This window comes from Oscillospiraceae bacterium CM (assembly GCA_022870705.1).
GTDB lineage: Bacteria > Bacillota > Clostridia > Oscillospirales > Oscillospiraceae > Sporobacter.
In genome coordinates, this window is the sequence record CP072107.1 from 884621 (window position 1) to 897627 (window position 13007).

13 protein-coding genes and 1 tRNA gene are annotated in these 13007 nt (G+C 50.6%); 3 read left to right on the top strand and 11 right to left on the bottom strand.

What is annotated here, in order from left to right:
- Positions 1 to 7 precede the first annotated feature (7 nt).
- The 6 genes from IZU99_04470 to IZU99_04495 form a co-directional block, all read right to left on the bottom strand.
- The gene (locus IZU99_04470; GenBank protein ID UOO38511.1) at positions 8 to 1231 is read right to left on the bottom strand and encodes a cation:proton antiporter; all 1224 of its coding nucleotides are present in this window, start codon (positions 1229 to 1231) and stop codon (positions 8 to 10) included.
- Positions 1232 to 1545: 314 nt separating this feature from the next.
- On the bottom strand, positions 1546 to 2361 hold the full coding sequence (locus IZU99_04475; protein UOO38512.1) for a methyltetrahydrofolate cobalamin methyltransferase: 816 nt from the start codon (positions 2359 to 2361) through the stop codon (positions 1546 to 1548).
- Positions 2362 to 2444: 83 nt separating this feature from the next.
- Entirely contained in the window at positions 2445 to 3089 is a 645-nt protein-coding gene (locus IZU99_04480) for a cobalamin-dependent protein (protein ID UOO38513.1), read from the bottom strand.
- Between the two features lie 67 nt (positions 3090 to 3156).
- The gene (locus IZU99_04485; GenBank protein UOO38514.1) at positions 3157 to 4419 is read right to left on the bottom strand and encodes a hypothetical protein; all 1263 of its coding nucleotides are present in this window, start codon (positions 4417 to 4419) and stop codon (positions 3157 to 3159) included.
- 386 nt (positions 4420 to 4805) lie between these two features.
- The gene (locus tag IZU99_04490) at positions 4806 to 5009 is read right to left on the bottom strand and encodes a hypothetical protein (GenBank protein ID UOO38515.1); all 204 of its coding nucleotides are present in this window, start codon (positions 5007 to 5009) and stop codon (positions 4806 to 4808) included.
- Positions 5006 to 5866, bottom strand: coding sequence for an ADP-ribosylglycohydrolase family protein (locus tag IZU99_04495; GenBank protein ID UOO38516.1), 861 nt, complete (start codon positions 5864 to 5866; stop codon positions 5006 to 5008). Before IZU99_04495 ends, IZU99_04490 begins: the two co-directional genes overlap by 4 nt.
- A 358-nt stretch (positions 5867 to 6224) precedes the next feature.
- Between IZU99_04495 and IZU99_04500 the strand changes: the two genes are divergently transcribed.
- On the top strand, positions 6225 to 6539 hold the full coding sequence (locus IZU99_04500; GenBank protein UOO38517.1) for a hypothetical protein: 315 nt from the start codon (positions 6225 to 6227) through the stop codon (positions 6537 to 6539).
- Positions 6540 to 6670: 131 nt separating this feature from the next.
- Here the strand turns inward: IZU99_04500 and IZU99_04505 are convergent, their stop codons facing one another.
- Positions 6671 to 7333, bottom strand: a complete 663-nt coding sequence (locus IZU99_04505) for a hypothetical protein (protein ID UOO38518.1) — start codon at positions 7331 to 7333, stop codon at positions 6671 to 6673.
- Positions 7334 to 7601: 268 nt separating this feature from the next.
- A tRNA-Leu gene (locus IZU99_04510) sits at positions 7602 to 7689 on the bottom strand.
- A gap of 177 nt (positions 7690 to 7866) precedes the next feature.
- Between IZU99_04510 and IZU99_04515 the strand changes: the two genes are divergently transcribed.
- Positions 7867 to 9312: a sodium:alanine symporter family protein gene (locus IZU99_04515; GenBank protein UOO38519.1), complete on the top strand. Its 1446-nt coding sequence runs from the start codon at positions 7867 to 7869 to the stop codon at positions 9310 to 9312.
- Positions 9313 to 9336: 24 nt separating this feature from the next.
- On the opposite strand, the gene IZU99_04520 is transcribed toward IZU99_04515, so the two are convergent.
- The 3 genes from IZU99_04520 to spoIID form a co-directional block, all read right to left on the bottom strand.
- The gene (locus IZU99_04520; protein UOO38520.1) at positions 9337 to 9702 is read right to left on the bottom strand and encodes a hypothetical protein; all 366 of its coding nucleotides are present in this window, start codon (positions 9700 to 9702) and stop codon (positions 9337 to 9339) included.
- 45 nt (positions 9703 to 9747) lie between these two features.
- The gene (locus IZU99_04525; GenBank protein ID UOO38521.1) at positions 9748 to 10917 is read right to left on the bottom strand and encodes an NADP-dependent malic enzyme; all 1170 of its coding nucleotides are present in this window, start codon (positions 10915 to 10917) and stop codon (positions 9748 to 9750) included.
- A gap of 89 nt (positions 10918 to 11006) precedes the next feature.
- Positions 11007 to 12023, bottom strand: a complete 1017-nt coding sequence (spoIID, locus tag IZU99_04530) for a stage II sporulation protein D (GenBank protein ID UOO38522.1) — start codon at positions 12021 to 12023, stop codon at positions 11007 to 11009.
- Positions 12024 to 12160: 137 nt separating this feature from the next.
- Between spoIID and IZU99_04535 the strand changes: the two genes are divergently transcribed.
- A complete protein-coding gene (locus tag IZU99_04535; protein ID UOO38523.1) occupies positions 12161 to 12967 on the top strand; it encodes a hypothetical protein in 807 nt (268 codons plus the stop codon).
- Positions 12968 to 13007: the final 40 nt, after the last annotated feature.

Below are 13007 nucleotides of genomic sequence, written 5' to 3' on the forward strand. Positions count from 1 at the left end.
CGTTTTCTTAGATTTGAATGTTTTCAAGAATCTTCAGATCGATGTCCTTTTTACCATACAGCTTGAGGGAGACGATTGGCGAGATGAGGCATGTAACAATGGCGATGATGATAAAGGATGAATATGTGCTCATCGTGATGAAACCGCCGGATAAAGCTATTTGTGAAATGGCGACGATTAAGCTTAAGCGGGAAGACAGCATAAAGCCCGCTGACAATGATTTTTTGAGTCTGTATTCTCTATTTAGAACGATAACGGATGGCAGCAGCTTGACAAGGTAGACGATGATAATGAAGAGTGGCAGGAGCAGCAGGGTATCCGGGGAAAAGACAGAGCTTAACTGGAAGCGGACGCCGATCATGATAAAGAAGATCGGTATTAAGAAACCATAACCGATTGAGTCGAGCTTTGTGCTGAGCTCCTGATGCTCGGTTCTGTCCTTGAAAAGCAGAGAGAAGAGCATGCCGGCCATGAAAGCGCCAATAATGACTTCAAGACCGATGGTCTCGGATAGGATGGCAAACAGGAACAAAACGGCAAGCGTAATGCGTACCTCAAGATGCGTTACCTTGTGAATGGCTTTGTCAAAGTCAACACGCTTGAAGAGCTTCAGGACAAAGTAGAGAACGATGAACGCGACGATCAGCAGAAGGGATAGCAGCAGGCCGAAGTTCCTTTCGCCTTTGATAAAGTAGAGAACGATCGGCAGAAGAAACAGTGTGGAAAAATCGGCAACAAGAGAAGCAACCAATAGTGTTTGGCCGAATTTGTTCTTGATAATGCCGTTTTCCTTCAGAACGGAAACAACAATGCCAAGCGATGTTGTTGAGAAAATGAGCGTCAGCAGTAAAAAGTCTTTGACGAGCCCGAGGAAATACAAGCCTAGAGCAAAAGCAGCTGAAAACACAAGCGTTAAACTCATAATCATAAGCGCCTTTTTCAGCGGTGTAGCCGACTGATCAGATATGTTTTTGCTGCGCTTAAGCAGATTGAAGTTGACTTCATAGCCGCTTAAAAACATCAAGAACACGAATCCGAAGGATGCCAGGAAGTCGACAATATTACTGTGACCTATGATTTTTAATCCGCTGTCACCAATGATGATGCCGGCTATAATCTGAACAATAATCTCCGGAATCGAGATGACTTTGATTTTGCTGACAATGATCGGGGAAAGGACGGCGATGACAAAAACGATCGCAAGGGAAAAATAATTGACTTCGAGATGCACTGATATCACTCCAAAAACTAAGTAGTTGTTAAATCTTTATTAATAGTCTATATCATTAGGTTTTGCATGTCAACGAACGAGACCGGATAAATCCATAAAGATTAAAACATTAAACAAATTAATTTCGTTGGTATTGCTAGAATTATAATAAAATTGACGTTTGCATTTTAGGCGATAAAGATTTATAATAAAATTGTTAAGTATTTTAAAAAATAAATATGGGAAATAATGATATTTGCTGCAGAATAATACTGAACATCGCATAATAAAAGAGATACGGTAAACCCGTATCTCTTTTTGGTTTGCGAAATAGCTTATTTGCCTTCGACTTTGATGGGGCCAATCTCGTTCTTACGGTATGCGTTTGTAAACTTTCTGCACAGGCGGTCGCGGCCGAGCAGCGTCTCCGTCACGAGCATCGAGGTGTACAGATCGCGGTTGCAGGGATCCATAACAGCAGAGTCCAGACCGATGTAAGCGGCCAGGGCATAGAAGTGCTGGTTGAGGATCTTGCGCAGCGGCATGCCAAAGGAGATGTTGCTGATCGCAGCCGTGATCTTGATCGTCGGATACATCGCCTTGACTTCCTTGACTGTCTCCGCAAAGTTTATTACGGAGTTGTTGTCTGCGGAAATGGCGGTGATCAGGGGATCAATGTGGATGCGGTCCGGCGTGATGTCATACTTGGCAGCTGTTTCAACAACATACTTTGTGATGGCAACACGGCCCTTCGAGTCGTTCGGGATACCGTTATCGTCCGTTGTCTGGGCAATAACCTGCCACTCGGTGCCCTTGATGAGCGGGAAGATGATATTGCACTTGCCGCCTTCCTGAGCAACGCAGTTGATGAGGCCCGGTCTCTTGATATAGGGGATAACCTTTTCAAGAGCCTTGATGTTCGGGCTGTCGATGCAAATCGGGGTGTCAACCGTATCCTGGACAACATCAATCATCCACTTTAAGGTTTCGACTTCGATTTCAGGGGATGTGCTGGCGCAAACGTCAAGGAAGTGTGCACCGGCGTCGGCCTGCTTCTTGGCAAGATCGCGGAGCGTCTGCTCGTCGCGTGCCAGGATGGCCTTTTTCATGCTGGGGATGGTACCGTTGAGTTTTTCACCAATAATGATCATTTTAGTAACCTCGTCCTTTTTATTGCAGTTTAAATATAATCTTCCGCCCGCGTGAGCGGGCGGAACATTAACATTATAAATAATTACTTGCCTTTGACCCAGTCGAGGCAGACCTGAACGGTCTTCGCCGCGTTCGTGGACCAAGCGTCGGCGCCGGTGACAATCATGGCGTCTTCGCTGGCGCAAGCGCCGCCGATTGTGACCTTAACGCTGTCTCTCAGGCCGGCAGCCTTGAGACCGTCGATGGTGTCTTTCATGGAGTCGATAGCCAGTGTCAGAACGCCGCTGAGGCCAACGATGTCCGGCTTCACTTCCTTAACCTTGTCCACAAAAGCGCTGACAGGCTGGTCGATGCCGAGGTCATAAACTTCGAAGCCGGCGGCTTCGGCCGTGCTTCTGAAGATGTTCTTGCCAATGTCGTGCAGGTCGTCATGGACAGTGCCAAGGACAATCACGCCGACCTTCTTTGTGCTCTCGCCGCCGATGATCGGCTTGAGAACGTTGACAGCGCCTGTGAGGAGCTCGCCGGCGAAGATCAGGTCGCCGACAAAGTATTCGCCTTTTTCAAAGAGGCCGCCGACGATGCCCATGCCGTCCTGGCAGGCGGCGATGGCTTCCTGAGCCTGCGCTTCTGTGGGGTTCGTGCCGACGAATTCCGTCAGCATGGCGACGACTTTCTCTTCCTCAAGAGCGCCGACGGCTTCGGTGAGTGCTTTTAAATCCAACATAAAATAAACCTCCAGTTATATATAGTTACTAATTATCTTGAAAAAATAATCAAGTGTAACAATAAGATTAATACGCGCCGTATTTGTGGACAGCTTCGGTCATTGCAACAATGTTCTCGACCTTCGCCGGGCCAATCGCGTTGAAGGGCAGCGTCCAGATAAAGCCGCGGCAGGATTTCATTTCGTCCAGGATTTCCTTGACGCGCGCGTCGACTTCTTCCGGTGTACCGCCGATTAAGAGGGCCGGTGAGCAGCCGCCGCCGATGCACATGTGGTTGCCGATAACTTCCTTGGCCTTCGTGAGATTCGTTCTGTCCATCCAGGCGATCGCTTTGCCTTCCGGCAGCTCCAGCAGCGTATCGAGCAGGTGGTCGTGGTTGCCCTGCAGCGAGAGCAGCGGGGTGTAATCGTCCTTGATGAGCTCTTCGACGATCCATTTGAGGTACGGCCAGTGGAATTCTTTGAACTCTCTCTTGGAGAGGAAGCTGTTGTACCACACCGGGAAGAAGACGCGGCGTGAGCCGGTCAGCTGGTAGGAGAGGTCGCCGGTCATCTTGCCGACAGCAAGGAGAACGGGCGCCAGAGCTTCGCAGACCTTCTTAACCTTCGCCGGGACACGATGCACGTCCATAATGACCTTGTCGAAGTCATGCAGGAAGGCGCCAAGCGCATCCAGCGGGTTCGGGCAGGCGGAGAAGAAGTACGGCGGTGTTGTGCCGACAGTTTTCATTTCCTGCGTATATTTGACAGCGCCTTCCAGTGCCGGGCCCAACTTCATGCCGAAGTTGATGAGGGCGGTTGTCGCTTCGCCGCTGCCGGGCTTGGACAGCGCGCCATACGCTCTCGGAACGATCTTCTCATTGATGAAGCCGAACGGATCGGCAAGCAGATCGTCATATTCTTCAGCGCTCATCAGCGTATCTTTAATCTTGAACTGAGACTCGTTGTTGACAGAAATTTCTCTGCCGGGATGCGAAGAATAATGATCCTTGAGGATATCGTGTGCAAAACCGCCGCCGGCGATGGAAGCAAGCGCGACATTGATAGCCGTCGGAGCATCTGTACCGGCAAGGGCGAGGCCAAGCGTTACGGTTTCAAAAGTGCGGATAATACCGGCTGCGTCCCAGTTAAAGTCACGAGCGAACTTTGTCGAGGCGGCAATGAACTTTTCCTGATCGTAGAACATTTCCTCGTAAGTAAGACCCGAATACTTCGCGGGGAAGTAAAGCGTGTTGACACCGATCGGCACACGGTCAACCTTCTTCAACTTTGCGGCGTTGTCCATTCTCTGGAGTTTTTCTTCGTAGCTGCTAGCACCAATATTTATCATAAATATCCCTCATTTCTACAAATTCATATGATAACACAGAAAAAACTCGCCTAGGGCGCTTGTCGATAAATATTCACGGAATATTCATCAGGGATCGATGTGACAGATGTTACATAAGTAATACAGTTGGTCAATTCGATGTCACTGCTTCACTAAGGAGGGATGGCCAGATCACGACACTTATGTAACGCATCGTACATAGAATCATCCTTTCACTATTAGTAAATGATCATCAATATGCTATATCATATTGGAGTCTATGTCAATATTCAGAAAAGTATAATATTGATGCCGAATTTATGTGAATATGCATATAAAAAAGCGCTCAATATCGTCTAAATTACAAAAAAATAACTTTCGGTACTATAAAGAGTAAAAGCGCGTAGCTATCCGACAATGAGGTCGGATTCAGCCAATTCCAGATACTTTTCGATCAGCGCAAGCGCCGAACAGTTGGGGCCTGCCGCAGCGCGGGCATTTTGTAAAACGTCCTCATCCATGAAGTCTATGATGTTTTCAAAACCGACGGCCTCCAACGCCTGCTGCGGTGTTACATACCGGTGGCCATTTTGAATTTTGATTTGCTTCATTCGTTTTGCCCTGCCGCTTCGTTGTGGAGCCGGTTGACCATAAACGTATTCCATTCTGCCACGGTGGCCGACAGTGCGTCGTCTAGGTACGATAAGGCCGTCGCCTGCAGGTCTTCTGGCACCCCGTAAAACGCCTCAGCAACAGAACCGGTTATAGCGGCAAGCGTGTCGCTGTCACCGCCGATAGAGACGGCATTGCGGATGGCGTCCTCAAAGGACGTCGAATCCAGAAAAGCTGTCAGCGCCTGCGGGACGCTGTTCTGGCAGGCTGTGCTTGGCTCATACGTCTGGCGGATTGTGTCAATTGTCTTGTCAAGCGGGTAATAGTTGCGCAGTTTTTCGCGCAGAGCCTCTTTGGACAGGCCCCGGCGCGCTAGAAAAACGGCCATGGCCACCGCCTCCGCGCCTTTAAGGCCTTCTGGGTGATTGTGCGATACGCCCGTGACAATCTGGCTCATGACCGTCACCTCGTCCGCCGTCTGTGCGACATATCCGACGGGACTGATGCGCATGGCCGCCCCGTTGCCAAAGCTGTTGTATGGGCGTGGCAGCTCGTCAAAAATCCAGCGGAAAAACAGGCCGCCGTAGCCACTATCGGGGTAACGCTGGCCGAAGTTTTGCATATAGGTGACGCTGACGTTTTTCAGAAGTGTCTGCGCGCCGCCGTAATCGCCTTCAAGGTTGTCGGCGGTCTCTTTAATATGTTCTGTAACCATGAGGGACTTGGCAACGGCCAGCGTCATAACGGTGTCGTCCGTCGGGCGGCAGCCGTCCGCGAAGAGCTCAAAATCCTTGCTTTTGTGATTATTAAACTCAAACCGGGAGCCGACGATATCGCCGATGATTGCACCGATCATAGTAGCCCTCCTTGACATGCGGGCGCAACCCGCTGCGGCTTTTTATTTTACCACGCATTTTCGCAGTCGACAAGGCCTTCTTGCGTCAAAATAAGACTTTTTTCATCGAGCCTTTTCGTTTACAGTTTTGGCGTATCAGAAAATAATAGAAAAATTTATATATATTGACAAAATAATCAGTAATTGTTAAGATTGCTTTCGGGCAGTGAGCGCCAGCGGGTTGCCGTCGCGCGGGCCCTCATGGAGCCGGACGTTATTTTTGCCGTTGAGCCGACGGCCTCACTAAATGTGCTTGATTGCCGTGAGGCCGTCAAACCCATAAAATTTTGTTTTGATGACGTACAAGGGAGACAATCAAATGAAAAACCTGCGAGATGAATTACGACAGATGCGGTTTGAGCTTAATTTAATACAAAAAGTCTATTCTTCAAAAGAAGAGGAAAAGCAATATAGTAAACTGAAAAAGGAAAAACAGCAGTTGCCGGAAGGTGTGCTGTCTGATGATACCGGTTTTTATAGATATATCGAAAGCGACTTGACAAGAGAAGAGCTGGAAAGCTTTTTTCTTTATCGACAAGTGCTTTATCTTAAATCAATTAGAAGCAGTATGCTCTTCTTTGTTGTGTTAACCGTCATATCGCTCTTCATAACGCTGGTATTCGCATTTAGATAAACCGGGTTCTGGGATTAAAAAGACAAAGACTAGACCATCGGAGTATTAAACACAACCGAAGAAAAAAAGTGACCGTTATATCGGTCACTGTTTTTTGTAAACTGGATTTGGGGTTAAGTGCCGAGTACGAACTATTTTTGGTTTGTGACTTCATATTTCGAATTAAATCTTACCCTATTTGTGCTTTTCTCATTATTATAAGCCCATACATAATCACTATAGCCTTTAGTGCTTATGATCTGAGAAGAACTTATGTTTATTTTATCTCTATTTGAAATATCTAGTTTAACATTTGAATTAACGCCTGTAACTAAAATGGTGCCATCTTCCTGTACATAGACTAAAAAAATGTACGTGTTATTAACCTGCGGCAGAACATCATTTTCAGGAATAATATACATAGATCCATCTTCGCTTATCCCACCATTTTTTTGAACAGGAATAGAAACGTTTGTTTGCAAATTACCTTTTATGTTTTTGAGAACTGTAACATAATAATTTGTGTACGGGCTGGTTACAGTTTTTGTCCCGTTTTCTGTTTCGATTGTTAGAGGATATTTATAAATTGTATTTACTAATTTGTCCACATACCCAACAAAAACATAGTCCGCATCACCTACTGTAATCTGTTTGTCTTCTCGATTTATAGGATATAATGCATGTACGTAATAAGTTGGTATAGTATCCTTGCCTGCAAAATGATCGATACTAATATACGCAGCACCCGCAAGAATTACAAAGGAAATCAATGATATAAAGAACAGCATATTTCTATTCTGAGTTATTTTTTTCATGATTTCTACTCCCTAAAACAAATTGTATTTAGCATAAGCGGCATCATATGAAGCCTTATCATTTGAAGTCAAAGTAATTGGAAAACTTACAGCATATGAAAACGTCGGACAGTTATTTTATCGCCTATTTGCCAATAATATAAATAATAACCATTTAAGATAATATACACTAAAATATTTTGTAAAGTGGTTATAGTGGTCTCCAATTATTAAACTAAAAAGCAAAGGGTTGAAAGCATAAAAAAGCTTCAACCCTTTGTTTTTATCATGGTGCGCGAGGGGGGACTTGAACCCCCACGTCCGTTACGGACACTAGAACCTGAATCTAGCGAGTCTGCCAATTCCACCACTCGCGCGTGAGTGCTTTGATATAGTAACATTACGTCAAATCAATGTCAAGCCCCAACCGCTGTAAAATGTCGCCTTGTGCGCGTCTGTTTGCCTGTTCTGCCGACAGTGTTTTACTAATAAGCATAGTACAAGATGTTGGCAAAACAGCCGGGCGGATACCCGGCGCGACGGGAGCGGAGCAAATGGTAGGGTTTAAGGAATTCAACGCGGCTTTAAGCGGGTTTGTCTGGGGGTGGCCGATGCTGGCGCTCATCGTCGGCTCCGGCCTTTATATCGGCATCCGCACCGGGTTTATTCAGATTTTCGAATTCCGCTATGCCATGAAAAACACAATTGGCAAAGCCTTCAAGAAGCAAAAATCGGCAAAGGGTGCCGTCACGCCCTTTCAGGCGCTGACAACGGCGCTGGCGGCAACAGTCGGCACCGGCAACATCGCCGGGATTACCTCTGCCGTCACGCTTGGCGGGGCGGGGTCAATTTTCTGGCTGTGGATATCGGCAATCATCGGCATGGGGACGAAATATGCCGAGATCCTGCTGGCCGTTCACTACAGAGAAAAAAACGCCAAGGGCGACTACGTCGGCGGTCCGATGTACACCATTCAAAACGGCCTTGGCGGGCATTTTCGGTGGCTGGCTGTCACCTTCAGCATTTTTGGCGCGGTGGCCGCCTTCGGCGTTGGCAACGCCGTGCAGGTCGGGACGATGACAAGCTCCATCACCAGCGCAATCGGGTCTTTTTACCCAGCGGCGGCAGGCAGCCGAGGTCTTATTAATCTCATAATTGGCCTTGCCGTTGCGGTGATGACGGCGCTAACGCTGTTCGGCGGCGTCAAACGCATCGGCCGGGTAACGGAGCTGATTGTGCCGTTCATGGCGGCTTTATATATCCTTGCGTCGCTCGCCGTCATCGTTGTGAACATCGGCTCGGTTGGCACGGTGTTTGCTAAAATCCTGCATGACGCCTTTTCTCCGGCGGCGGCGCTCGGCGGGGCGGCGGGCATCTCCATTAAAACGGCTGTCGGCTGGGGCTTTCGGCGCGGCGTTTTCTCTAACGAGGCAGGGCTTGGCTCGGCCCCCATCGCCCATGCGTCGTCAAGCGAAATTAACCCCGTCAAGCAGGGGCTGTACGGCGTTTTCGAGGTGTTTGTCGACACCATCGTGCTCTGTACGCTGACGGGGCTGACGCTTTTAATGAGCGGCATTGTCATCCCGTATGGGACGCACGGGACGACCGCCCTCAACATCGCGTCGTTCGGCACGGTCTTCGGGGACAAAGCCGCGGGCGTCATCCTCGCCGTCGGCATGTCGATGTTCGCCTTGGCAACGGTGTTTGGCTGGGCGCTATATGGCACGCGCTGCGCGGAATACTTGTTCGGTACCGGGTGTATTAAGTATTATCAGGCGCTTTATGTGCTTGTCACCGTCGCGGGGGCGACAGTGGATTTAGAGTCGGTCTGGCAGCTTGCCGACACGCTCAACGGCTTGATGGCCATTCCGAATCTCATTGCCGTGATGGCCCTGACCGGCGTCGTCGCGAAGCTGACTAAGGAGCATTTTGAGGGGCATGAACAGTGCCTCAGAGCCAACATCCCAAAGCGGCAGAGCAAAAACAGGCACCGCGCCTAAACGCGGTGCCTGTCGTTTGAGAGGCTATTTCTGAGCTTTCATAAGAACGGACCCGATCATATCGGCGATCAGCAGGAGCGTTGAGGCTCGGTGCAGATTCAACACGGTTGTGCTGATTGTTTTCGATAAACTCATCACGGCGCCTGTGGCGATGAGCCCGGCGGCAAACAGGCCCGCGCCCGCCGCCAGCAGGAGAATAGGGACGCCGCCGTCGCCCACCTTCAGCAGTTGCACGAACCCAGTCACGGCAACGACGATACCGGCGACAGCGAGAAGCTTGTGGATAGTGAATACCGGCGTGTTAAGGGGGATACCCAGCTTCCGCAGCCATATACCGGCAAAAAGAGATAAAATCAGCAACGCACCCGCAACGATCAGCTTCATTGGCATCGGTCGTTCTCCTTTCACAGATTAAAAATCAGCAAAAGCGGAGTTCTAAATCCGCGCAACGCCCGAATCTCTCGCGGCCTGACGCACCGCCTCGGCGACGGCGGGGCCGACGCGCGGGTCAAACGGCTCTGGGATGATTTTGTCACGCGCCAAATCGTCTCCGACAAGCGCGGCGAGCGCCCGGGCGGCGGCAAGCTTCATCGCGTCGTTGATGTCGGACGCGCGCACGTCGAGCGCGCCTCTAAAGATGCCGGGGAAGGCGAGAACATTATTGATCTGGTTCGGGAAATCGCTCCGTCCCGTGCCGACGATGGCGGCGCCGGCTTCAATGGCTTCGTTTGGCATGATTTCCGGCACAGGGTTTGCCATCGGGAAGAGAATGGGGTCCTTCGCCATAGAGCGCACCATCTCTTTTGTGACGGTACCAGGGGCGGATACGCCGATGAACACGTCGGCGCCTTCGATCACATCAGAGAGGCTGCCGGAGAGCTTATGGGGATTCGTCACGGCGGCGATTTCCGCCTTGGCGGCGCTGCTATTGGGGCGGCCTTCATATATGGCACCCTCCCGGTCGCACATGACGACGTTTTGAAGACCGAGCGAGAGGAGCAGCCGGATGATTGCCACGCCAGCAGCGCCCGCGCCGGAGGTGACGACCTTGATATCCTCTAGGCGTCTGCCCGTCAGCTTCAGCGCATTTAAAAGGGCCGCGAGCGTTACAACGGCCGTGCCGTGCTGATCGTCATGAAAAATCGGGATGTCGCAGATTTCCTTGAGGCGGCGCTCAATTTCGAAGCAGCGCGGCGCTGAAATGTCCTCCAGATTGATCCCGCCGAAGCTTCCGACCAGAAGCGCCACCGTGCGGACGATTTCATCGACGTCCTTGGAGCGGATGCACAGCGGCACGGCGTCTACGCCGCCGAACGCTTTGAACAGGACGCATTTGCCCTCCATCACGGGCATCCCGGCCTCCGGGCCGATGTCACCGAGGCCGAGAACGGCTGTCCCGTCAGTCACGACGGCCACAAGATTGTGCCGCCCTGTCAGAGTGTAGCTTTTCGTAATGTCCTTTTGTATTTCAAGGCAGGGCTGCGCAACGCCGGGCGTATACGCCAGCGACAAAGCCTGCTTGTTTTTAACGTCCATTTTCGGGATATAATCAATTTTACCGGCCCACTCATAATGCAGCCGGAGCGACTCCTGCGCGTAATCCATCTGTCAGCCCCCATGTTTTCAAATGCTGCCTTATTTTACAGCATCGGCCGAAAGAAAACAAGACAGGATAAAAGCCGACAAATTCAGCGTCACGTTTTTTTGACGAAAGCCAGCTCGTCGGAAAAGGTGACGCCCGTGTAGTACCAGCTTAAAATCTCTCTATATGTTTTACCCTCCTGCGCGAAGGCATTGGCCCCGTATTGGCTCATGCCGACGCCGTGGCCATAGCCCGTCGTCGTGAAAACAACGTTTTTGTCATCAAGCTTTATAGACGCCGCCGTCGAGCGCAGGCCGAACATATTGCGCAAAACGGGGCCTGTGACGCTGACACCCCCGAGCTTAACGGTACCGACACGCCCGCTTTCCGTGTAGGTAATATCGCTGACCCAGGTGGCGCTGTCTTTGCCGAAAACGGCTTCCGGATAGTATTTTAGAACGGTTTCCTTGAAATCAGCCAGCGTTACCGTGACGGATGAGACATAGTTGGGCACATCAGCCGACGATTCGGGGCTGGTGACACTGACAAGGTACGGCAGGCTTGCCGTCCAGACTTCGCCGCTTGCCGCCGTTTTCCCGGCTGACGACGAATGAAAGACGGCTTGAATCGGCGTGTTGTCATACGTGAGGCAGACACCGTCCGTCGCGCTCACGGCGTCCGTGATTTTTTTGATATAGTCGCTATAGGCATCGCCCCATTTTTGGCGGAGCGCCGCATCATCCTGATACGCCTGGCAGTCGGACGGATCGGTGCAGATGTCGGCGTCGGGATGGGTGCCGGAAACGTGGTTCATGTGATACAGCGTCTCCGTGCGGGCGGCAACAGTCTGCGCTTTCAGCGCTTCCAAGTTGAAAACGGCGGGCATTTCGGCGGCGACGACACCCACCAGATACTGCGACATTGTCATTGTGACGACCGTTTCACCTGTTTTAACGCGCACCGTCACTTGCGCATCCGTTGCTGTGCTGCCGGGCGACGCTGAAACGGCGGGGGAAGCGGACGAAGCACTGCCCGTGTCGGCGTCAATCGGCTTTGAAACCGACATTGCCATAGAGAATGCCAGCGCGAAAACAGCCAGCAGAAGTGAGACAAAAATGATTTTTTTCATCATAACCCTCCAAGGAATCGTTGACGGATGGTATGCCCTGATGTACAATAATTCAGCAGATTATTCCAAAAAAAACGCGCTGCCTATAGAGCATGGCTTGTCTGCCTCATTAATTTTATTGGAACAGGACGATGATTATGCGTAAAAATGCCGTCATTCTGCCCCTTCTGGCGCTTATTGCCGGTGCCCTTGGGTTCGCTGTCAGGCTGTATGAACGTCAAACCGTGTTTGATAGTACGACCGGTTTTCCCGTGATGTACGCCCCCGTTTCGCTGGCCTTGATCGGCCTGACTGTCGCGGTGCTGGTTTATGCAATCCTTGCCGCTGTCGTCACGTCCGGAACACATATGGCCGAGCCGTCTTATACAGGCGCGTTTGCCCCGGAGGGGTTTTCGTATATCGGTATGTCCTATCTGCTTGCCATTGTGTGGCTTGTATCAAATGTTCTGTACGTTCTGTCGCTGTTGAAAGGGAACTCGGCCGGGCTTATTCAGCTTTTCTTTATCTTCCTGTCGGTGATTGCCGCACTGTCCGTCATGTTCCTGGCACGGGCGGCCTATAAAGGTCGCGGCGGCGCCGAGCTGCTCTTTTTCAGCATCATGCCGCCGCTCTTTTACTGCTTCTGGCTTGTGGTTCTGTATAAGGAGAACGCCTCCAATCCCGTTCTGCTTGACTACTGCTATGAGACGCTCGCCATTGCCGCTGCGGCGCTTGCCACCTATTTCAGTGCCGGTTATGTTTTCAAAAAAGCAGCCACAGGCTGGACGCTGTTTTCTTACCTCACAACGATCTATTTTGGCACCGTCGTCCTTGCCGATAAAAGCCGGATGACCGGCAACACAGACCTGCCGATTCTCCTCATTTTCGCCGTCACGGTCGCTGTCGCGTTTATGAACGCCGTCGTCTTTATCAAAAACCTCCAGGACCGCGACGACGTGGCTTGAACGTACCGCTGCAACCGGCACATGCGGACAAGTTGCCATT

What these genes read in the sequence shown, in the direction of transcription:
- IZU99_04475 (UOO38512.1), bottom strand. Translation starts at nt 2,361, where the DNA reads ATGATCATTATTGGTGAAAAACTCAACGGTACCATCCCCAGCATGAAA.
- IZU99_04480 (UOO38513.1), bottom strand. Translation starts at nt 3,089, where the DNA reads ATGTTGGATTTAAAAGCACTCACCGAAGCCGTCGGCGCTCTTGAGGAA.
- IZU99_04485 (UOO38514.1), bottom strand. Translation starts at nt 4,419, where the DNA reads ATGATAAATATTGGTGCTAGCAGCTACGAAGAAAAACTCCAGAGAATG.
- IZU99_04490 (UOO38515.1), bottom strand. Translation starts at nt 5,009, where the DNA reads ATGAAGCAAATCAAAATTCAAAATGGCCACCGGTATGTAACACCGCAG.
- IZU99_04495 (UOO38516.1), bottom strand. Translation starts at nt 5,866, where the DNA reads ATGATCGGTGCAATCATCGGCGATATCGTCGGCTCCCGGTTTGAGTTT.
- IZU99_04500 (UOO38517.1), top strand. Translation starts at nt 6,225, where the DNA reads ATGAAAAACCTGCGAGATGAATTACGACAGATGCGGTTTGAGCTTAAT.
- IZU99_04505 (UOO38518.1), bottom strand. Translation starts at nt 7,333, where the DNA reads ATGAAAAAAATAACTCAGAATAGAAATATGCTGTTCTTTATATCATTG.
- IZU99_04515 (UOO38519.1), top strand. Translation starts at nt 7,867, where the DNA reads ATGGTAGGGTTTAAGGAATTCAACGCGGCTTTAAGCGGGTTTGTCTGG.
- IZU99_04520 (UOO38520.1), bottom strand. Translation starts at nt 9,702, where the DNA reads ATGCCAATGAAGCTGATCGTTGCGGGTGCGTTGCTGATTTTATCTCTT.
- IZU99_04525 (UOO38521.1), bottom strand. Translation starts at nt 10,917, where the DNA reads ATGGATTACGCGCAGGAGTCGCTCCGGCTGCATTATGAGTGGGCCGGT.
- spoIID (UOO38522.1), bottom strand. Translation starts at nt 12,023, where the DNA reads ATGAAAAAAATCATTTTTGTCTCACTTCTGCTGGCTGTTTTCGCGCTG.
- IZU99_04535 (UOO38523.1), top strand. Translation starts at nt 12,161, where the DNA reads ATGCGTAAAAATGCCGTCATTCTGCCCCTTCTGGCGCTTATTGCCGGT.